The organism is Allonocardiopsis opalescens (assembly GCF_003002095.1).
GTDB classification, from domain to species: Bacteria; Actinomycetota; Actinomycetes; order Streptosporangiales; family Streptosporangiaceae; genus Allonocardiopsis; species Allonocardiopsis opalescens.
In genome coordinates this window covers 58121-77530 of sequence record NZ_PVZC01000006.1, presented here as the reverse complement: position 1 = coordinate 77530, position 19410 = coordinate 58121, and the positions used below count along the sequence as shown (strand labels likewise).

19 protein-coding genes and 1 pseudogene are annotated in these 19410 nt (G+C 74.5%); 11 read left to right on the top strand and 9 right to left on the bottom strand.

Annotated features, from left to right (window positions below):
* Positions 1-9 precede the first annotated feature (9 nt).
* On the bottom strand, positions 10-636 hold the full coding sequence (gene ctaE, locus CLV72_RS19995) for an aa3-type cytochrome oxidase subunit III (RefSeq protein WP_106248694.1): 627 nt from the start codon (positions 634-636) through the stop codon (positions 10-12).
* A 473-nt stretch (positions 637-1109) separates the two neighbouring features.
* On the opposite strand from ctaE, the gene CLV72_RS19990 reads away from it, so the two are divergent.
* Together CLV72_RS19990 and trpD are read left to right on the top strand one after the other, a co-directional pair.
* On the top strand, positions 1110-1538 hold the full coding sequence (locus tag CLV72_RS19990) for a hypothetical protein (RefSeq protein WP_106248692.1): 429 nt from the start codon (positions 1110-1112) through the stop codon (positions 1536-1538).
* Between the two features lie 35 nt (positions 1539-1573).
* Positions 1574-2620, top strand: coding sequence for an anthranilate phosphoribosyltransferase (gene trpD / locus CLV72_RS19985; RefSeq protein WP_106248690.1), 1047 nt, complete (start codon positions 1574-1576; stop codon positions 2618-2620).
* A 9-nt stretch (positions 2621-2629) separates the two neighbouring features.
* On the opposite strand, the gene CLV72_RS19980 is transcribed toward trpD, so the two are convergent.
* From CLV72_RS19980 to CLV72_RS19960, 5 genes are read right to left on the bottom strand one after another with little or no spacing between them, the layout of a single operon-like run.
* The gene (locus CLV72_RS19980) at positions 2630-3103 is read right to left on the bottom strand and encodes a DUF3291 domain-containing protein (protein ID WP_106248688.1); all 474 of its coding nucleotides are present in this window, start codon (positions 3101-3103) and stop codon (positions 2630-2632) included.
* 33 nt (positions 3104-3136) lie between these two features.
* A complete protein-coding gene (locus tag CLV72_RS19975; RefSeq protein ID WP_425428089.1) occupies positions 3137-3877 on the bottom strand; it encodes a helix-turn-helix domain-containing protein in 741 nt (246 codons plus the stop codon).
* Between the two features lie 35 nt (positions 3878-3912).
* Positions 3913-4200 carry an Lrp/AsnC family transcriptional regulator gene (locus tag CLV72_RS19970; protein WP_106248685.1) on the bottom strand — a complete coding sequence of 96 codons (288 nt, stop codon included), beginning with the start codon at positions 4198-4200 and terminating at the stop codon, positions 3913-3915.
* Between the two features lie 45 nt (positions 4201-4245).
* Positions 4246-5028: a rhomboid family intramembrane serine protease gene (locus tag CLV72_RS19965; RefSeq protein WP_106248683.1), complete on the bottom strand. Its 783-nt coding sequence runs from the start codon at positions 5026-5028 to the stop codon at positions 4246-4248.
* Positions 5016-6728: a DEDD exonuclease domain-containing protein gene (locus tag CLV72_RS19960; protein ID WP_211302984.1), complete on the bottom strand. Its 1713-nt coding sequence runs from the start codon at positions 6726-6728 to the stop codon at positions 5016-5018. The genes CLV72_RS19965 and CLV72_RS19960 overlap by 13 nt, the downstream gene beginning before the upstream one ends.
* A gap of 168 nt (positions 6729-6896) precedes the next feature.
* Here CLV72_RS19960 and CLV72_RS19955 point away from each other — a divergent pair, with 168 nt between their 5' ends.
* From CLV72_RS19955 to CLV72_RS19940, 4 genes are all read left to right on the top strand, one after another.
* The gene (locus tag CLV72_RS19955) at positions 6897-7145 is read left to right on the top strand and encodes a hypothetical protein (protein ID WP_106248677.1); all 249 of its coding nucleotides are present in this window, start codon (positions 6897-6899) and stop codon (positions 7143-7145) included.
* Positions 7142-8575, top strand: a complete 1434-nt coding sequence (locus tag CLV72_RS19950; RefSeq protein ID WP_106248674.1) for an NYN domain-containing protein — start codon at positions 7142-7144, stop codon at positions 8573-8575. The genes CLV72_RS19955 and CLV72_RS19950 overlap by 4 nt, the downstream gene beginning before the upstream one ends.
* Positions 8576-8976: 401 nt before the next feature.
* Positions 8977-9954, top strand: coding sequence for a C40 family peptidase (locus CLV72_RS19945; RefSeq protein ID WP_245930326.1), 978 nt, complete (start codon positions 8977-8979; stop codon positions 9952-9954).
* Positions 9955-10484: 530 nt separating this feature from the next.
* Positions 10485-11531 (top strand): C40 family peptidase, encoded by a 1047-nt coding sequence (locus tag CLV72_RS19940; protein WP_245930325.1) that lies wholly within the window; start codon positions 10485-10487, stop codon positions 11529-11531.
* Positions 11532-11610: 79 nt separating this feature from the next.
* On the opposite strand, the gene CLV72_RS19935 is transcribed toward CLV72_RS19940, so the two are convergent.
* Positions 11611-13413, bottom strand: coding sequence for an AMP-dependent synthetase/ligase (locus tag CLV72_RS19935; protein WP_106248672.1), 1803 nt, complete (start codon positions 13411-13413; stop codon positions 11611-11613).
* Between the two features lie 334 nt (positions 13414-13747).
* On the opposite strand from CLV72_RS19935, the gene CLV72_RS19930 reads away from it, so the two are divergent.
* The 4 genes from CLV72_RS19930 to CLV72_RS19915 all read left to right on the top strand — a co-directional run bounded on the left by CLV72_RS19930 (position 13748) and on the right by CLV72_RS19915 (position 16863).
* The gene (locus tag CLV72_RS19930; RefSeq protein ID WP_106248670.1) at positions 13748-14185 is read left to right on the top strand and encodes an SRPBCC family protein; all 438 of its coding nucleotides are present in this window, start codon (positions 13748-13750) and stop codon (positions 14183-14185) included.
* Between the two features lie 123 nt (positions 14186-14308).
* On the top strand, positions 14309-15076 hold the full coding sequence (locus CLV72_RS19925) for a hypothetical protein (protein WP_106248667.1): 768 nt from the start codon (positions 14309-14311) through the stop codon (positions 15074-15076).
* Positions 15077-15194: 118 nt separating this feature from the next.
* Complete coding sequence (locus CLV72_RS19920; protein ID WP_106248664.1) at positions 15195-16136, top strand: ROK family glucokinase; 942 nt, start codon at positions 15195-15197, stop codon at positions 16134-16136.
* 37 nt (positions 16137-16173) lie between these two features.
* The gene (locus CLV72_RS19915; RefSeq protein ID WP_245930324.1) at positions 16174-16863 is read left to right on the top strand and encodes an endonuclease/exonuclease/phosphatase family protein; all 690 of its coding nucleotides are present in this window, start codon (positions 16174-16176) and stop codon (positions 16861-16863) included.
* Here the strand turns inward: CLV72_RS19915 and CLV72_RS19910 are convergent.
* Both CLV72_RS19910 and CLV72_RS19905 read right to left on the bottom strand, forming a co-directional pair.
* Positions 16860-17624 (bottom strand): hypothetical protein, encoded by a 765-nt coding sequence (locus CLV72_RS19910; protein WP_106248659.1) that lies wholly within the window; start codon positions 17622-17624, stop codon positions 16860-16862. The two genes, CLV72_RS19915 and CLV72_RS19910, sit on opposite strands and share 4 nt — an antisense overlap.
* A complete protein-coding gene (locus CLV72_RS19905; RefSeq protein WP_106248656.1) occupies positions 17621-18382 on the bottom strand; it encodes an alpha/beta hydrolase in 762 nt (253 codons plus the stop codon). Before CLV72_RS19905 ends, CLV72_RS19910 begins: the two co-directional genes overlap by 4 nt.
* A gap of 332 nt (positions 18383-18714) precedes the next feature.
* Here CLV72_RS19905 and CLV72_RS19900 point away from each other — a divergent pair.
* Positions 18715-19410 (top strand): annotated as a pseudogene (locus tag CLV72_RS19900) (lysophospholipid acyltransferase family protein); the annotation flags it as partial.

Genomic DNA, 19410 nt, shown 5'->3' with positions numbered 1-19410 from the left:
TTGCCGGCCTTACCTTATGAAGTAGATGACGAAGAACAGCGCGATCCAGACCACGTCGACGAAGTGCCAGTAGTAGGACACGACGATGGCGCTGGTCGCCTGCTGGTGCGTGAAGCGCTTCGCGGCGTACGTGCGTCCGAGGACGAGCAGGAACGCGATCAGCCCGCCGGTCACGTGCAGTCCGTGGAAACCGGTCGTCAGGTAGAACATCGAGCCGTACGCGTCCGAGGTGAGCGAGAAGCCCTCGTGCACGATGAGGCTGTAGTACTCGTACCCCTGGCCGGCCACGAAGAAGGTGCCCATCGCCAGCGTGATCCAGAACCACATGCGCATCTTGCGGACGTCGCCGCGCTCGGCGGCGAAGACGCCGAACTGAGCGGTGAAGCTGGACAGGATCAGCACGACGGTGACGGGGACGGCCAGGTAGTAGTTGAAGTGGATGTACGCCCACTCCGGTGCCATGGCCGGATCGCCCAGAAGGACCGACCGGATGGTGAAGTACATCGCGAACAGTGCCGCGAAGAACATGAGCTCGGATGACAACCAGACGATCGTGCCCACGCTGACGAGGTCAGGCCGCCTGGCCTGAGTCGGATGGTGGAAGGCGGGAGTCTGGTTCGCGGTTGCTGTCGCCACGCCAGCATTATTACGGCATCTCGCGGAACCCCATGCACGACCCCCCGTTTGAGGTGCGGCGGGTCCGCCAGGCGGAGCGGCGCCGGAGGGCGCCGGGGCCGGCTCGGGCCCCGGGCGGCGGGGCGGCGCGGATGCCGGCGGTGAGCGGGCGGCTACCGCGTTCGCAGGTCAGCGCCCGGGCGCGTCGGCGGGGCCGGGGGGTGCCGGCGGCGCGGGGGCCCGCCGGCCGCGGGCCGCGGCGCGCGGTGAGGTCACAGTGGGGTCACGACAGTCATTACAGCGTGCGGCCCCCGCCGGCGCCAGAGGGCCGGCGCGTGACGGATGCCACCCGTCCGGGCGCGTCCCGGGGGTTTACCGATCGCGGCCGCGGGGGCGGACCGCGCCCCGGCCCGGCGGGCGGAGACCGGTAGCATCGGGAGAGCGGACGCCCCGGTCGAGGGGCGGTACCCCCACGGACCGGGCGGATGAGGACGATGTCTGAGAAGGAAAGCACCGACCGCGCACCCGAGGCGATGCGGGTGCTCGTCTACAGCGACGACGCGCGCACCCGCGAGCAGGTGCGGCTGGCCATCGGCCGCCGGCCCGCGATCGACCTCCCCAAGGTGGAGATCATCGAGGTCGCCACCGAGCCGATGGTGTGGCGGCGGCTGGACGACGGCGCCGTCGACATCGCGATCCTCGACGGAGAGGCGAAGCCGGGCGGCATGGGCATCTGCCGCCAGGCCAAGGACGAGCTGTACCAGGCGCCCCCGGTCCTGCTGATCATCGGCCGCCGCGACGACGGCTGGCTGGCCACCTGGTCGCGCGCCGACGCCGTCGTCTCCCACCCCATCGACCCGGTCGCCCTGGCCGAGTCCCTGGCCGGCCTGATGCGCATCCGCATGGCGCGCCTGCCGGCCTGACCACCGTCCGCACCCGCGAACCCGGCAGGACAACGATGAGCGCTACAACCTGGTCCAATCTCCTGGCGAGCCTGCTGGGCGGCGAGTCGCTGAGCGCGCAGCAGACCGCGTGGGCGATGGACGAGATCATGTCGGGCTCGGCCAGCGACTCCCAGATCGCCGGCTTCGCGGTGGCGCTGCGCGCCAAGGGCGAGACGGTCGCCGAGGTCACCGGGCTGGCCGAGACGATGCTGCGGCACGCCGCCACCATCTCCGTCCCGGGCCCCACCGTCGACATCGTCGGCACCGGCGGCGACCGCGCGCACACCGTGAACGTCTCCACGATGGCCGCCATGGTGGTGGCCGCGGCCGGGGCCACGGTGGTCAAGCACGGCAACCGCGCCGCGTCCTCGTCGTGCGGCTCGGCCGACCTGCTGGAGCGGATGGGCGTGGTCATCGACCTGCCGCCGCACCTGTCCGAGCGGGTCGCCGCCGAGGCGGGCATCGCCTTCTGCTTCGCGCCGCTGTTCCACCCGTCCTTCCGGCACACGGCCGGGCCGCGGCGCGAGCTGGGGGTGCCGACGGTCTTCAACTTCCTCGGCCCGCTGACCAACCCGGGCCGGCCGCGCGCCACCGCCGTGGGCGTGTTCGACCCCCGGATGGCGCCGATCATGGCCGGGGTCTTCGCCGGGCGCGGAGTGTCCGCGCTGGTCTTCCGGGGCGACGACGGCCTCGACGAGCTGACCACCACCACCACCTCGCGGGTGTGGGCGGTGCGCGGCGGCGAGGTGGCCGAGGAGGTCTTCGACCCCGCCGAGCTGGGCATCGCCCCCGCCACCCCCGAGCAGCTGCGCGGCGCCGACGCCGAGTACAACGCCGCCGTGGCCTGGCGGATGCTCGACGGCGAGCGCGGCCCGGTCCGCGACGCCGTGCTGCTGAACGCGGCCGCCGCGCTGGCCGCCTCCGGCGGCCTTGAGGGGCCGCTGGTGGAGAACCTGCGCACCTGCCTGCGCCGGGCCGAGCAGGCCGTCGACTCCGGCGCGGCGCTGGCGCTGGTGCGCCGCTGGATCGAGCTGAGCCAGGAGCTGGGCAAGGCCAGGTAGCGGCCCCGGCTAGCCGGGGAGTCCGGCGGCGGGCGTGCCGGGCGCGGGCACGTCGTCCTTGAAGGTGAAGGCGTCGGGGCCGGGCCCGTGCTCGGTCAGCAGCGCCAGCCGCCTGGCCGCCTCCGCCACCGTCGGCAGGGTGCCGGCCGGCGTCCACCACATCACCTGGCTGGGCCGGGCCATCGGCGAGAACCACTCCCGGCGGCGGCGCAGCGCGTCCAGGTGGCCGCTGCGGTAGGTGAAGTCCCACAGCGCCTCGCGGGTCTCCCACACGGTCAGGTTGACCAGTACGTCGGGGCCGAAGGGGCGCAGCGAGGTGGCGTCGGCGCCGTCCTCGGCGCGCAGCCGCCAGACGAAGCCGGGGCTGCGGTCGGCCAGGGTGTTGATCGGGTCGAGCAGGGCGACGAACCCGGCGTACTCGGGCGATTCCAGCGGTGCGCGCAGCTCGACGAGGTTCAGCTGGGCGAGGTGGTGTGCTGTCACGCCGTCGAGCAGACCACACCGCCCGCTTCTAAGTCAATCCTCATTATTTTTAGAGAGCACCACGCAGCAGCGGCCGGGCGCCGGGTCCAGCCGCGGCCGCACCCCCTCGGCGCCCAGGCCCGCCACCAGCCCCTCCAGCAGGGCGAGGTTCATCCCGCAGGCCAGCGGCGGGTACGCGCCCGCCAGGGTGTGGAAGGGGCAGTTGCGCAGCCGCACCGCGCCGGCGGCGGAGCCGTCCGCCGGCTCGTAGCCCATCGCGGCCAGCGCCGCCAGCAGCTCGGCGGCGGAGGCCGGGCCGGCCCCGCCGCGCTCCCGGGCCGCCGCGGCGCCGCGCCGCTCGCCGGCCTCGCGGGCGGCGGCGTGCAGCGCGGCGTCGGCCCCGGCCCGCTCGACGGCCTCGGCGAGCAGGTGGGCCGCCGCCTCGTAGTCGCGCGGCGGCAGCTGGACGGTGCGCTGCCGCTCGGCCCGCCGGTACACCTTGGCCGGCCGCCCCGAGCCGGGGCCCTGCCGCCCGCTGAGCTTCCTGCGCTCCTCGGCCAGCAGCCCGGCCGCCACCAGGCGATCCAGATGGAAGGCGGCCAGCTGGCGCTGCGCGCCGACGGCCTCGGCCGCCTCGTTCCTGCTGACCTCGTGGTCCTGCGCGGCGACGTAGTCGTACAGGGCGCGGCGCAGGGGATCGGCCAGGCTGGCCAGCGCGTCGAGGTCCGCGCCGGGGCCCCCAGCGGCCGGGACCGCCCGCCCGTCGCCGTCGCCGCCGGTCTGGGCGGTGCTCACCCCGCCATCCTGCCGCACCGCGGACCTGCGCGCGCTCAGTCGGCGTCGTCCAGGCCGAGGGAGAACGCGGCCTCCAGATCGTGCTGGGAGTACGCGCGGAAGGCGATGTGGGTGTCGGAGTGGACCACCCCGGGCACCTTGTTCAACCGGCCGGGGATGACCTCCGCGAGCTGCTCGTGCCGGCGCACCCGCACCAGCGCCACCAGGTCGAAGGCGCCGGTGACGGAGTAGACCTCGCTGACGTGGTCGATCTCCGCGATCGCCTCGGCGACCTCGGGAATGCGCGCGACATCGGCCTTGACCAGGACGATCGCGGTGATCATGAATGGTCCTCCTCAGCGGTCGGGGATCGGCGGACGGCGCCGCGGCTACCTGCGCAGGTCGTAGACCGAGCCCGGCACCCGCCACCAGCGGGTGCGGTAGCCGATCACTCCGGCGACCACCCCGGCGACGAAGCCGAAGACGTGGGCGGAGTAGGCGACGGCCGAGCGCTCGATCTCGGGCGCCAGGTAGTCCTGGACCATCCGGAAGTATTCGATCACGAAGAAGCTGCCGGCCACGACCCAGCCCGGCAGCCGGATCGGCACCAGCCCGAACAGCAGGCCGATCATCCGGGCCCGCGGCTGCAGGACCAGGTAGGCGCCGAGCACCCCCGCGACCGCGCCGGAGGCGCCGATCAGCGGGGTGGTGCCCTCGGGGGAGAGCAGCGCGAAGCCGACGGTGCCCGCGATACCGGTGAGCAGGTAGGCCAGCACGTACCTGACCCGGCCGAACAGGTCCTCGACGCTGGGGCCGAAGGCGAACAGGAACAGCATGTTCGACAGCAGGTGCATGGCGTCGCCGTGCAGGAACATCGCGCTGACCAGCGAGAACCAGACGAACTTGGGGAAGGGCTCGGCCGGGCAGCCCTGGAGCGCCAGCTGCCCGACGTCCAGCTGCGCGCCGGTGAACAGCTCCTGCGGGATCGCCCCCCACTGCGCGATGTACACCGCGTAGGCGCACCAGCGCTCCTCGGCGGTGCCGTACCAGCCGGCCAGCAGCGAGCCGGGCGAGAGCAGGTACACGACCACGTTGGCGGCGAGCAGGGAGTAGGTGACCACCGGCACACGGCGGGTGGGGAAGTCGTCGCCCATCGGAATCATGCCTGCCATGGGCTCAATCCTGCCAGGTGCCGCAGCCGGGACCACAGCCTTCCGGCGCCGTCGGCCGGGCAGCTCCAGGTTCCGTCCACCTCCACCAGCCGGACGCCGGGCGACTCCAGCCAGCGCAGCACCGCCTCCATCTCCTCCACCCCGGCCGCCGGGGTGGGGCCGGGGCCGTCCTCGACGGTCTCGGCGGTGGCGACCAGCGCCGCGACGTGCGGCGCCGCGGCGGTGCGGTGCGGCAGCCGCCCGGCGGCGGCCAGCCGGCCGTGCCGGACGACCGCCAGGTCCCAGCCGTCGGCGGCCGGGCTGCCTGCCACCAGCTGGCGGCAGCGGGCCAGTCCCTCCAGGCGCTGCATCCGCGCGACTGTGCGGACCAGGGCGGTGAGCCGGTCGCGGTGCACGGCCGCGTCCTCGTAGCGCTGCTGCTCGGCCAGCCGGTCGATCCGCAGCCGGACGGCGGCGGCCACCGGCTCGACGTCGCCGGTCATCGCACGCGCCGCCGCCTCGGCGTGGCGCGCGTACTCGGCCGGCGCCTCGCGGCCCTCGCAGGGCGCCCCGCAGCGGCCGAGCCCGGCGAGCGCGCAGGCGGACACGCGGGACCTGATGCCGATCCGCTGGGTGCACTGGCGCAGCGGGAAGGCCTCGTGCAGCGCCGCCCTGGCCCGTTCGGCCCGGCTGGTGGAGCCGAAGGGCCCCAGGTAGGTGGCTCCGTCGGAGCGCAGCGCCCGCACGATCGACAGCCGCGGGTAGGTCTCGGCCGTCAGCTTCAGCCAGACGGCGCGCTCGGGGAACTTGGACTTGCGGTTGTAGGGCGGCTTGTGCTGGGCGATCAGCCGCAGCTCGCGCACCTCGGCCTCCAGCGGGGTGGCGCACGGGATCGGCACGACGGCCTCGGCCAGCGCCACCATCTCGCCCATCCGGCTGCGGGTCTCGGCCGCGGTGAAGTAGGTGCGCACCCGCTTGCGCAGGCTGGTGCTCTTGCCGACGTACAGGGCGTCGCCGCGGGCGTCGGTGAACATGTACACCCCGGGCGCGTCGGGCAGGCCGTCGGCGAGGTGGCGCTTGCGGCGCTGGACGGCGGAGGGCGCCGAGGTGAAGGAGCGCAGCTCCTCCAGGGTGGCCACGCCGAAGGAGCCGAGCCGCTCCAGCAGGCCGTGCAGCACGGCGACGGTGGCGCGGGCGTCGGCCAGCGCGCGGTGGTTGGGCGGCTCGGGCACCCGGAAGAAGTCGGCGAGGGTGGACAGCTTGTGGTTGCGGACCTCGTCGCGGGTGAGCGCCCTGCGGGCCAGCGGCACGGTGTCGACCACCGGCGGATCGGGCCAGGTGTAGCCGTGCTCAGCGCAGGCGGTGCGGATGAAGCCGACGTCGAAGGGGGCGTTGTGCGCCACCAGCACGCAGCCCTCGGCGAACTCCAGGAAGGACGGCAGCACCGTCTCGATCCGCGGCGCGCCGACCAGCATGGCGTCGGTGATCCCGGTCAGCACCGTGATGAACGGGGGGACCGGGGAGCCGGGGTCGACGAGGGTGGCGAACTCGCCGACGACCTCGCCGCCGCGCACCTTCACCGCGCCGATCTCGGTGATGCCCGAGGCGGCCGCGCGGGTGCCGGTGGTCTCCAGGTCGAAGACCACGAAGGTGACCTCGGACAGCGGGGTGCCGAGGTCGTCCAGGGTGCCCTGCACGGGGAGGGGGTCGACGACGCTCACGCGGGCCACCGTAGACCGTCGGGATGTCAGCGGCCGGGCCGCGTGCCGCCCGGGGCGGGCCCGGCGGCGGTCCGTGTTCGCCCGCTGACGGACGGTGGCCGGACCCGCACTGCCGTAGTCTCTTGACCCACCGGCCCCCGGGCGGACCCGTGACGGAAGGATCGCGACGTGAGCGTGCCCGCACCCTCAGAGACGACCAGATGGCGCTGCGCCCAGTGCGGGAACCTGACCCGCTTCGACGTCACCCGCACGACGCGCTCCCGCGACTACGTCCACTTCGACCTGTCGGGCGCGGCGAGCACCGAGAGCAGCGAGGTACTGGCCGAGACCGTCGAGCAGATCCAGTGCCGCTGGTGCAAGGCGGTCGACGCGGTGGAAGCGGTGGCGCGGCCCGGGGTCGACGCGGGGCGGTCGTGACCACCGGTCCGGCGGACGGCGGGCCGGGCGCTCCGGCGCCCGGCCCGCACGCGCGGGCCAACGGCTCGGCACCCGAGGGCGCCGCCGCCGACCCGGCGCCCGACCCCGAGTCCGACCCAGGGGCCGGGGCGGAGCGGATCGAGGGCCCGCTGCCGGAGAGCATCCGGGCCCGGATCGTGGAGTACGCCGCCGAGCTGGTCGGCCAGCTGCCGGCCGACGAACTGCCCGCACCGCTGCGCCGGGTGGCCCGCTTCGAGCGCAAGCGCCGCGCGCGGCTCGCCGGGCCGCAGCTGGCCGCCCAGCTGGAGACCGACGAAGGCTTCCGCGAGCTGCTGGGCGCGCGGGTGCGCACGGCCTGGCCCGAGCTGGCCGAGGGCATCGCGGCGGGCGTGGTGCCGCCCGCGGCCGACCCGGTCACGGTCGCGGCGGTGGCGTACTACCTGCGGCCGCCGGGCTGGTCGGAGCTGGTCGGCCGGATCCGGGCCGAGCTTGAGCGAGGTGCCGCGGCCGAGGAGGAGGCGGTGCGGGCCGAGCGCGTCGCCCAGCTGCGCGAGCAGCTGGCCGAGGCCAAGGCCGACGCCAGGGAGGAGGCCAGGCGCTTCCGCGAGGAGCTGCGCGGGGCCCGCGGCGAGATCGCCGAGCTGCGGCACAAGCTGCACGAGGCGCGGCTGCGGGCGCGGGAGGCCGAGGCCAGGGCCGACCGCGCCGCGCGGGAGGCCGATGCCGAGCGGGCCGGCGCGCACGCCCGGGTGGCGGCGGCCGAGAAGGAGGCGCGCAAGCTCCAGAGCCGGCTCACCGCCGCCGAGAACCAGGTGGAGGTGGCCAGGCGGGCCGCCAGGAGCGGGCGCAGCGTCGAGGACGCGCGGCTGCGGGTGCTGCTCGACGTCCTGTCCGATGCCACCCAGGGCCTGCGCAGGGAGCTGGCGCTGCCCACGGGGATCGACCGCCCGGCCGACCTCGCCGCCGGCACCGACGCTCGCGGCGGGCCGTTCCCCGTCCGCACCGTGCCCGAGGACGACCCCTGGCTGCTCGACAACCTGCTGGCGCTGCCGCAGGCCCATCTGCTGGTCGACGGCTACAACGTGACCAAGAGCGGCTACCCCACCCTGCCGCTGGCCGACCAGCGCGCCCGGCTGCTCGGCGGCCTCAGCGGACTGGCCGCCCAGACCAAGGCCGAGATCACCTGCGTCTTCGACGGCGCCGAGGTCGAGGGGGCGCACGCCATGCCGGGGCCGCGCCGGGTGAGGCTGCTGTTCAGCGCCCCCGGCGAGACGGCCGACGACCTGATCGTGCGGCTGGTGCAGGCCGAGCCCGAGGGGCGCCCGGTGGTGGTGGTCAGCTCCGACGGCGAGATCGTCCGGGCGGTGCGGCGCGCCGGGGCGCGGCCGGTGCCGTCCCGGCTGCTGCTGCGCCGGCTCGACCCGGGCTGAACGGGCCGCTTGGCCACATCCGGCCGCCGGACGCCCTGCCCCACGGGAACCGCCGCCGCCCCCGCGCCGTCCGCGGGCTGCGGCGGGATGCGAGAGAGTCCGAAGGTGCGGCAGTGGCCGCGGACGCCCCGGCGGCACTCTGAGGCGGGAGATTCCGCCGTAGTGGTTGAGACCCGGTCGTGACTCCGCTAGCTTTCAGGCTCGGGTGTCGGCCGCCGTCCGCGGATGCGCTGGCGGTGCGGTCCACCCGCCCCCGATCCCGCGACCCCGTCGTTCCCATCGCTCCGCACCCCGCTCAGGCGAGAGCGAGCAGGCGCGGGTCGTCCCTGTGTCCCCGGACCCGGTGCCCGCCGGGCGTGAAGGAGCGTGTTCGTCTCGTGTCCAGTCGGCAAGGTCGATCCATGCGGCGTCGGGTCGCTACGGGTGTGGGCATCGTCACCGCGGGTGTGATGGCTCTGCCGGGCGTGGCGCAGGCCGATCCCGAGCCGACCCAGCAGGAGGTCCAGGACGAGATCGACCGCCTCACCGAGGAGTCCAGCGAGCTGGTCGACGCCGCCAACGAGGCCGAGGAGGAGCGGGAGGCGGCCGAGGCGGAGCTGGAGGACGTCGAGGAGCGGATCGAGACCGAGACCGAGGACTACGAGCGGCTGCGCCAGCGCATCGGCGAGCTGGCCGGCGCCGCCTACCAGGGCGGCGACCTCGGCTCCACCGTCGCCGTGCTCGGCTCCGGCGACCCCCAGGACGTCGTCGACCAGGCGGCCACCCTGGAGTACATCTCGCAGAACCGCCAGGCCGAGCTGGAGCAGTACAGCGCCGCCGCCGAGCGCCTTGAGGAGCTGCGCGCCGAGGCCGAGGCCGCCCTGGAGGACGCCGAGCAGGCCGAGACCGAGGCGCAGGAGGCCGCCGAGGAGGTCGAGACGGCGCTGGCCGAGCAGCAGGACCTGCTGGAGTCCTTCCCCGAGGTCACCCCGTCGGGCTCGGCGGGCGGCACGACGACCGGCGGCAGCTACACCGGCTCGGCCAGCGGCAGCGCGGGCGCGGCCCTGGACTACGCCTACGCCCAGCTCGGCGACCCCTATGTCTGGGGCGGCACCGGCCCCGACGGCTTCGACTGCTCGGGCCTGACCATGATGGCCTGGCAGGCGGGCGGGGTCAGCCTGCCGCGCACCTCCCAGGCGCAGTTCAGCGTCGGCCAGCCCGTCGACCGCTCCAGCCTCCAGCCGGGCGACCTGCTCTTCTTCTACGGCGGCATCAGCCACGTCGGCCTCTACGTCGGCGACGGCCAGATGATCCACGCCCCCAACAGCAGCAGCACCGTTCAGGTCGTCTCGCTGGCCGGCTACTGGGACGGGCAGTTCCAGGGCGCCCGCCGCCCCTGACCTGCTGCGACGGCCGTGCCCTCCTCCGCGTGCGGCGGGGAGCGGCACGGCTGTGGCATGTCCCACGAATTCGTGCCGCCCCGGAAATGCGCGCGGACCCCGCGCGATTTCGCCAGGCACTGCGGCGCACCGGGACGCGGTGAAGTGTTCTCCAGTTCTCTAGGGCGATTTCCCGGCGTGAAACGCGCCGCCCGGAGATTGGAAAGTAACGAATTGGTTGAGTTAATGCAGCGGCTTCGCTAGCCTCTTGCCTCGAGTTCGGCCGTGTGATTCGTCGCCACCCCGGCGACGACGGCGGACTCCCGCTGAATCCCCGTCGGCCGAGACGCGACCGGACCGACCTCCAGGGGAGCCGGGGTACTCCATCCCCGGGTGAATCGGTGCCCTCTGCCCCCGGCTCCGTAGTACGACACCGCCGCCCAGGCGTGCCGCGCGGACGAGCGTCCGCGAACCGGCGCGCCCCGGTACCGGCGTGCCCGTGCGAACCCGCAGACCCGGTAAGCGGCCCCACCGTAGGAGAGTCGCGCCCCGTGTCCAGACGTGAGCAGCTTCCGTACCGCAGGACCCTCTTCGTCACCGGTCTGGTGACCGCCGGTGTGCTGGCCTTCCCGGCCGGCGCGGCCGTCGCCGACCCGCAGAGCAGCCCCGAGGAGGTCCGGGAGCGGATCGAGGAGCTTCAGCGCGAGTACAGCGATCTCGCCGAGGAGTACAACCAGGCCCGCACCGACCACGAGGCGGCCGAGCGCGAACTGGAGGAGGTCAACGAGCGCCTGGAGCGGGCGCAGGAGGACCGCGACCGCATGGAGCAGCGGATCTCCGCGCTCGCGTCGGCCACCTACCGCGGCGCCGACCTGGACTCCACCGCCGCCCTGCTCAACGCGTCGAGCCCGCAGGAGGCGCTCGACCAGGCGGCGACCATCGACTACCTGGCCGGCAGCCGCGCCGGGGAGCTCGAACGCTATGTCAGCGCCGGCGAGGAGCTGGAGCAGCTGCAGGCCGAGCGCGAGGAGACCGAGGCGGCGGCCGCCGAGGACCTGGAGCGGGCCGAGAGCGCACGCGACGAGGCCGAGGGGCGCATCGCCGAGCAGGAGGAGATCCTGGCGGACCTGACCGCGCAGGAGCAGGCCGAGGCCCAGGAGGGCGTCGCCCCCGCGAGCTCCTCGGGCGGCTCCGGCGGCTCGGGCGGGTCCGGCGGCACCTACAACGGCTCCGCCTCCGGGGACGCCCGCGTCGCGATCGAGTTCGCCTACGCCCAGATCGGCGACAGCTACTCGCTCGGCGCCAACGGGCCCGACGTGTGGGACTGCTCCAGCCTGGTGCAGGCCGCCTGGGCCGAGGCCGGGGTGAGCATCCCCAGGACCACCTACGACCAGTTCGACATCGGCCCGCACATCGCGCGCGAGGACCTCCAGCCGGGCGACCTGATGTTCTTCTACGACTCGGCGGAGCCCAGCCACGTCGGCATGTACGTGGGCGACAACCAGATGCTGCACGCCTCCAACCCGAGCAAGCCGGTCGCGGTGGTCGACCTGAACGACTACTACTGGACCAACTTCGTCGGCGGCATCCGCCCCTAGCGGGCGCGGCGCACCCCGGAACGGGCGCGGCCCGGGGAGGTCTCCCTCCCCGGGCCGCGCCCGTCTCTTCCGCCCGGCGTCAGCGCGACGCGTACAGGGCGTCGATCTCGGCGGCGAACTCGCGCGCCACCACCTCGCGCTTGACCTTCAGCGAGGGGGTCATCTGCCCGCCCTCGACGGTGAAGTCGACGGGCAGCACGGTGAACTTGCGGACCGACTCGGCCTTGGAGACCGCCTTGTTGGCGTCGTCCACGGCCTCCTGGACCGCGGCCAGCAGGTCGGGGTCGTCGACCAGCTCGGCCACCCCGGCCGACTCCGGCTTGCCGTTCTGGGACTTCCAGAACTCCAGCGCGTCGGGGTCGATGGTGATCAGCGCCGCCACGAAGGGCTTGCCGTCGCCCACCAGCATGCACTGGCTGACCAGGGCGTGGCCGCGCAGGCGGTCCTCGACCACGGCGGGCGCGACGTTCTTGCCGCCCGCCGTCACCAGGATCTCCTTCTTGCGGCCGGTGATGCGGATGAAGCCGTCGTCGTCGATGGTGCCGAGGTCGCCGGTGCGCAGCCAGCCGTCCTCGGTGAAGGCCTCCTTGGTGGCGGTCTCGTTCTTCCAGTAGCCGCGCATGACGTGGTCGCCGCGGACCAGCAGCTCGCCGTCGGAGGCGGTGCGCACCGCGACGCCGGGGAAGGGGCGGCCGACCGTGCCGATCCGCACGGCGTCGGGGCCGTTGACGCTGCTGGGGGCGGAGGTCTCGGTGAGGCCGTAGCCCTCGAAGACCGGCAGCCCGATGCCGCGGAAGAAGTGGCCGAGCCGCTCGCCGAGCGCGGCGCCGCCGGCCACGGCGTGGGTGGTGTGGCCGCCGACGGCGTCGCGCAGCTTGCCGTAGACCAGGCGGTCGAAGAGCAGGTGCTTGAGCTTGAGCACCAGGCCGGGCCCGCCGGTGTCGACGGCCTTGCTGTAGGCGATCGCGGTGTCGGTGGCGGCGGCGAAGATCGAGCCCTTGCCGCCCGCGACGGCCTTCTGCTCGGCGCCGTTGTAGACCTTCTCGAAGACCCGCGGCACGGCCAGCAGGAAGGTGGGCTGGTAGCTGGCGAGGTCGGGCAGCAGGTCGGCGAGGTCGGCGGTGTGGCCCATCACCGTGTGGGTCTCGACGCAGCCCACCTGGATGACCCGGGGGAAGGAGTGGGCGAGGGTCATGAACAGCAGGGTGGAGCGGCCCTCCACGGTGAACACCTGCTTGAGGTTGCCCTCGATCACGTTGCGGATGGTGAAGAGCAGGTTGCGGTGGGTCAGCTCGCAGCCCTTCGGGCGGCCGGTGGTGCCCGAGGTGTAGATGAGGGTGGCCAGCGCGTCGGCGCCGACCGAGCCGCGCGCCGCCGCCAGTTGGTCGTCGCCGATCTCGGCTCCGGTGGCGGTGAACGCGCTGAGGTCGGGCTCCAGCCGCCAGACGTTGCGCAGCGCGGGGAGTTCGCCGCGCACCGCCTCGACGGTGGCGGTGTGGCCGTCGGTCTCGGTGAACACGGCCTTGGCCTCGGAGTCGCCGAGGATCCAGCGGACCTGCTCCTCGGAGGAGGTCTCGTAGATCGGCACGGTGACGGCGCCCGCGGCCCAGATGCCGTAGTCGGCGACCGTCCACTCGTAGCGGGTGCGCGACATCAGGCCGACGCGGTCGCCGGTGCCGATCCCGGCGGCGATCAGCCCCTTGGCGACGGCGGCGACGTCGTCGCGGAACTCCGCGGCCGTGATGTCGCGCCAGCCGGCGCCCTCCTTGCGCCGCATCACCACGCTGTCGGGGGTGTCGGCGGCGCGCTTGAACGGGGTGTCGGTGAGGGTCTCGTTCTCCTGGACCTCCACCAGGACGGGGCGGCTGTACTCGTCGCGCACGGCGGACTCCTCGGTCGCAGCGTGAAACAGGGCTCGGGGGAACTTGTGGGGACGGTATCCGGTGGACTTACCCGCGGGTAGTTGGCCGTATCAGTTGGTATCGGATGGTGATGCGGCCGGCTGCCGCCCGCGGAGCCGCCGGAACCGGGTTCCCGGCACCCTCGATTCTCGATTCTTCCAGCGTATAGGTCTGGGCGGCTACGTCCGGTATGTTCCCCGCACGGGCGGTGCCGGACCGCCTGCGGTGCCGGGGGATCCGAGGCGGGTGCGGCTCCCCGGCGATTGGTCTGGACCTGTACGCTCGGGTGAGTCCGCAGCGAGGGAGGAGGCACCGGTGGCCGACCGGACGCGCTCGTCGATCACCATCAACGCCGGCACCGCCGACGTGCTGGCCGTCATCGCCGACTTCCCGCGCTACCCCGAATGGGCCGACGGCGTGAAGGACGCGGGGGTGGAGTCCGTCGATGGCGAGGGCCGCCCCGAACGCGTCCGCTTCGCGCTCGACGCGGGCGTGATCAAGGACCGCTACGTCCTCGCCTACGACTGGACCGCCGACGGCGTGCGCTGGCGGATGGCCGAGCCCGGCTCGGTGCTGGCCGAACTCGCCGGCGGCTACACCCTGCGCGGCTCGGGCGGCCGCACCGAGGTGGAGTACGAGCTGGCCGCCGACATCGCGATTCCGCTGCCCGGATTGGTGAAGCGGCAGGCCGAACGGCGTATCGTCGACACCGCGCTGAAGGGGCTCAAACGGCGGGTCGAGCGCGGCGGGTGAGCGGCTCCACGAGGCACTTCACCCCGCGGCCGAGCGTTAGCCGCGTAGCGGCCCGCACCCTTTTGGATGCGGTCCGCCGACCGTTGCAGATCCACAGCGTGGGGGCGAGAGACGATGGCTGACATGGCGGACAGGAACGACAGGGCCGACGAGGAGCACCCGGCGCCCGGCACGGGCGACGCGCCCGCCGTCGCGGGCGGCGAGCGCCCCGGCGGGCAGGAGCCGGCCGGCTCCGCCCCGGCCGACCGGCCCGCGGAGCCGCCGCGCACCGGCCCCGAACCCGGGCCGTCCGGCGAAGCGGCCCACGGGCGCGGCGGCGACCTCGTCGACGGCGCGGCGCGCTTCATCAGCACGGTGCAGCGCCGCGCGGTGAGCCAGGGCATCAGATACACCGCCTCCGCCGCCGGGCGCGCCACCGGGCTGCGCCGCTCGGAGGACGTCTGGCAGCGCGCCGTCCGCGAGCCGCACGACGGATCCGAGCCCTCGGTGCGCGCCCTGCTCGACCAGATCGCCGGCACCGTCCGGCACCGCGCCCCGGAGGTCTTCGGCCACCTCGGCCGGGCCGGCGGCACCGTGTTCAACGCGCTGCGCGAGACCGTCGACGCCGTCGAGGACTACGAGCGCCGGCTGCGCGCCCGCCGCGAGGCCGAGCTGCGCGAGGAGGACCGCCGCGAGCTCGACTCCGCGCCGGCCGCGCGCGCGGGCATCCGCGACGCCGGCGCCGGCGAGGCGCCCGCGCCCGCGCGGCCCGCCGGTGAGCCCGCGGGCGACCCCTGGTCGGCGTCGGTGGCCGAGCCCGCCGCCGCGCCGCCGCCCCGGCCGGCCCGCGAGCAGCAGGACGGCGGCGACCCCTGGGCCACCGCCATCTCCGAGCGCGACGACGCGCCCTGACCAGCCTCCGGACGCCTCCTCCCGGCCGCACGGCCGGGAGGGCGGCCCGGCGCCGCGGGAGCGATCCGGCGGCACGATGAGAACAGCGACGGAACGAATCCGGACAGGAGGCCCGTCCATGGGCTTGGCAATCGGCGTCGACGTCGGCGGCACCAAGGTGGCCGCGGGTGTTGTCGACGAGGATGGGCGGATCCTCGACAAGGTCAGGTATCCGACTCCGGCCAGCAGCGAGGCCGCCACCGCCGACGTGATCGGCGACGCGGTCGAGGAGCTGATCGGCCGGCACGAGGTCTCCGCCGTCGGGATCGGCGCGGCCGGGTTCGTCGACGAGAACCGCTCCACCGTGCTCTTCGCCCCCAATCTCGCCTGGCGGGACGAACCGCTCAAGGAACTCCTCTCCCAGCGGGTCGACGTCCCGGTCGTGGTCGAGAACGACGCCAACGCCATGGCCTGGGCCGAGTACCGCTTCGGCGCCGGGCGCGGCGAGGACTACCTGGTCTGCATCACCCTGGGCACCGGCATCGGCGGCGGCATCGTGCTGAACGGCCAGATGTTCCGCGGCAAGTTCGGCTTCGGCGCCGAGGTGGGCCACTTCCGGGTGGTGCCGCACGGCCGCCGCTGCGGCTGCGGGCAGCGCGGCTGCTGGGAGCAGTACGCCAGCGGCCGGGCACTGGTCGCCGAGGCGCAGGACCTCGCCCTCACCCAGCCCGACATCGCCGAGGGCCTGCTCAAGCGGGCCGAGGGCGACGTCGGCGGCATCGAGGGCGCGATGATCACCGACCTCGCCAAGCAGGGCGACCCCGGCGCGGTGTGGGCCTTCGAGCGCGTCGCCGACTGGACCGGCCAGGGCCTGGCCACCCTCGCCGCGATCCTGGACCCGGGCCGCTTCGTGCTGGGCGGCGGCGTCTCCGACGCGGGCGACGTGCTGCTCGAACCCGTGCTGGCCTCCTTCCGGCGCAACATCACCGGCCGCAGCTTCCGCAAGGTGCCCGACATCCGGATCGCCGAGTTCGGCTCCGAGGCCGGCATCATCGGGGCGGCCGACCTCGCCCGCGTCTGAGGTGGCCGGCCCGGACGCCCGCACGCGGGACTTCCGGGTGCTCGGCTACAACGTGCGCTCGCTGCGCGACGACCCGGTCGCGGTGGCGCGGGTGGTCCGCGCCGCCGCGCCCGACGTCGTCTGCCTGCAGGAGGCGCCGCGCTTCCTCGGCTGGCGGTGGCGGCGGGCCCGGCTGGCCCGCCGCTGCGGCCTGGGCCTGGTGCCCGGTGCGCGGGCCGGCGGCCTGGCGCTGCTGGTCCGGCACGCCTACACCGTCCGCCACGTCGAGCACCACCTGCTCAGCCCGGACCCCGGGCTGCACCGGCGGGCGCTCGCCCTGGCCGTGCTCGACGGCCCGCCCGGCCGGCTGGTGGCCGCCTGCACCCACCTGGACCTGCGCGCCGAGCCCCGGCTGCGGCACGTCCACGAGGTGCTGGCCCGCCTGGCCGCCGCCCGGCGCCGCTACCGCGCGCCCGTGGTGCTGGCCGCCGACGTGAACGAGCCGCCCGGCGGCCCGGCCTGGTCGGTGCTGGCCGGTGCGCTCACCGACACGGCGGCGTGCGTGCCGGGTGCCGCCGGGCCGACCTTCCCGTCGGCGGCGCCGCGCGCCCGCATCGACGCGGTCTTCGCCGACCCCCGCCTCGCCGTCCGCGCGGCCGGCGTGCCCGACGGCCCCGCCCTGGCGGCCGACTACCCCTCGGCCAGCGACCACCGGCCGGTCATGGCGGTCCTCGCCGCGCCCGGCTAGATGACGGCTCCGTCGTCGGGACCCGAGTCGCTCGGCGGCTGGTCGCCCATCCGCAGCACGAGGACCACGAAGCCGCCGATGAAGGCGGCGACGGCGGCGAAGGCCAGCCAGCCGGGCATGTCCCAGCGGACCAGCATCGCCACGATCAGGAAGAGGGGGCCGGCGAACAGCGCGGTCCAGGCGAGCCGGCTGACCAGGTCGCCGCGGGGGATCGGCGGGGGCGGCGGCGGGGTGTAGTGGTCCTCGTCGTCATCGGCGGCGTCGGACTCGTCGGCGCCGCGCACCACCCGGCGGGCGGACCTGGCGGGGGCCGACCCCGGCGGGTCGAGGAGGTCGGTGGGGCCGTCGTCGCCGTCGGAGCCCTCGGGCAGGTCCTCGCGCTCGGGCCAGTCGCCGCGGTCGGCGGAGCCGTCGTTGAAGCGGTCGACGAGGTCGCGCCAGACGGCGTCCTCATCGGGCACCGCCGGGGCGTCGGACACGATCTCGGTGGCCAGCGGCGAGACCTCGTCGCCGTCGTCGCGCAGCAGCGGCAGCAGCGCCTCCAGCACCTCGGCCGCCTGCTCGTGCGCGCGCGAGTCCACGAACAGCTGGTCGGTGGGGGCGAGCTCGACGGCCGCGCCGCCGGGGCGCGGCGCCGGCACGGCGTAGGCCGCCACCCCGGCCTCGCGCAGCGCCTCCAGCATGGCGTCGGCGTGCTCCGGGGCGAGATCGGCCAGCGGCTCGTAGGAGTCCGCGTGCAATCCGTTGCCGCGGCGGGTCATTCATGGGTCCTTTCCCGCGCGTGCGCGCTGACGAAGTCCAGGCTCGCCGCGAAGATGTCGTCGGCGTCGTTGTCGAGGGTGGCGACGTGGTAGCTGTCCGGGCACTCGCGGACCGTGAGCAGGTGCGGGGGCACCGCCGCCCGCAGCACCGCCATGCTGGCCGGCCCCACCACGTGGTCCTCGGCGCTGTGGAAGGCCAGGACGGGCCGGGTGAGCGACGGCAGGCCGGCCCGGGTGAGCCGCCACAGCTCCGGCAGGGTGGCGGCCGCGCGCACCGGGACGCGGTCGTAGCCGACCTCGTGCACTCCGTCGCGCTTGATGTCGTCGGTGACGCCGCGCAGCGAGGGCACCAGCCACTTCAGCGCCGGGGCGAGCAGGAAGAGCTTGGTGTCCGGTGCCAAGGAAGGATTCACCAGCACCACCCCCCGTACCCCCTCGCCGTGGCGCAGGGCCAGCCGCAGCGCCATGCAGCCGCCGAGCGACAGGCCCATGACGAAGACCCGCTCACATGACGAGCTTAGAGCGAGCAGGGCCCGCTCCGCTTCGCCGTACCAGTCGCGCCAGCCGGTGGCGGCCATGTCGCGCCATGTCGTGCCGTGTCCGGGCAGCAGCGGCAGCGAGACCGTCAGGCCGGCCGCGGCCAGGTGCTCGGCCCAGGGGCGCAGGCTCTGCGGCGTTCCGGTGAAGCCGTGGCACAGCAGCACGCCGACCGGCCCGCCTTCGTGCGCGAACGGTTCGGCGCCGGGAAGAAGGGCCATGGGAGCCGCCTCCGGTCGAAGGATCCGTCGGTGCGACGGGGGGACGATGCGCCAAGCCTAAGCATCCGGGCCCCTCCGCGGGGCGTCCGGTGCGGCCGTGGGCGGCCGGGCGCCCCGGCGTCTAATATTTACGCAAAACATCCGGACGCCCGACAGGCGGCGGCGGCCGCGGTCCCCACCAGGGCCGTCCGCGCACCTCACCGCCGGCGCGTCCGTCCCCGGGGGCGAGGCCGCACCACGGCCGAGCCGCCCGCGGTGGTCCGGCCGGCCCGGCGGTGGCATGATCAGGTCCGGTCGAGGGCGGGTGCAGTCGTGAACCGGGAGGCGTTCGGGTGTTCTACTGGCTGGTCAAAGCGGTCCTCGGTCCGTTCCTGCATCTGATCTGGCGGCCGTGGGCCGAGGGCGTCGACCGGGTCCCGCGCACCGGCCCCGCGATCCTGGTGAGCAACCACCTGTCCTTCGCCGACCACTTCTTCGGGCCGCTGCCGCTGCCCCGCAAGGTCACCTTCCTGGCCAAGGCCGAGTACTTCACCGGGCGCGGCCTCAAGGGCCTGGTCAGCCGGCTGTTCTTCACCGGCGTCGGCCAGATCCCGATCGACCGCTCCGGCGGCAAGAAGAGCGAGGCGGCCCTCAACACCGGCCTGCGGGTGCTGAAGAGCGGCCACCTGCTCGGGATCTACCCCGAGGGCACCCGCTCGCCCGACGGCCGGCTGTACCGCGGCCGCACCGGGGTGGCGCGGCTGGTGCTGGAGGCCCGGGTGCCGGTGGTGCCGATGGCGATGTTCAACGTCGACGAGATGATGCCGCCCGGCCGGATCATCCCGAAGTTCGGCATCCGGCCCGGGGTGAAGTTCGGCAAGCCGCTGGACTTCTCCCGCTACCACGGCATGGAGAGCGACCGCCTGGTGCTGCGCGCCGTCACCGACGAGATCATGTACGCGCTGATGGAGCTGTCCGGCCAGGAGTACGTCGACCGCTACGCCCAGTCCGTCAAGGCCGAGCTGGAGGCCGAGGCCAAGGCGGCCAAG

Coding starts and splice junctions, on each gene's coding strand:
- CLV72_RS19970 (WP_106248685.1), bottom strand. CDS start 4,200: ATGATCACCGCGATCGTCCTGGTCAAGGCCGATGTCGCGCGCATTCCC.
- trpD (WP_106248690.1), top strand. CDS start 1,574: ATGAGCGCTACAACCTGGTCCAATCTCCTGGCGAGCCTGCTGGGCGGC.
- CLV72_RS19945 (WP_245930326.1), top strand. CDS start 8,977: ATGCGGCGTCGGGTCGCTACGGGTGTGGGCATCGTCACCGCGGGTGTG.
- CLV72_RS19920 (WP_106248664.1), top strand. CDS start 15,195: ATGGGCTTGGCAATCGGCGTCGACGTCGGCGGCACCAAGGTGGCCGCG.
- CLV72_RS19965 (WP_106248683.1), bottom strand. CDS start 5,028: ATGGCAGGCATGATTCCGATGGGCGACGACTTCCCCACCCGCCGTGTG.
- CLV72_RS19990 (WP_106248692.1), top strand. CDS start 1,110: ATGTCTGAGAAGGAAAGCACCGACCGCGCACCCGAGGCGATGCGGGTG.
- CLV72_RS19905 (WP_106248656.1), bottom strand. CDS start 18,382: ATGGCCCTTCTTCCCGGCGCCGAACCGTTCGCGCACGAAGGCGGGCCG.
- CLV72_RS19910 (WP_106248659.1), bottom strand. CDS start 17,624: ATGACCCGCCGCGGCAACGGATTGCACGCGGACTCCTACGAGCCGCTG.
- CLV72_RS19925 (WP_106248667.1), top strand. CDS start 14,309: ATGGCGGACAGGAACGACAGGGCCGACGAGGAGCACCCGGCGCCCGGC.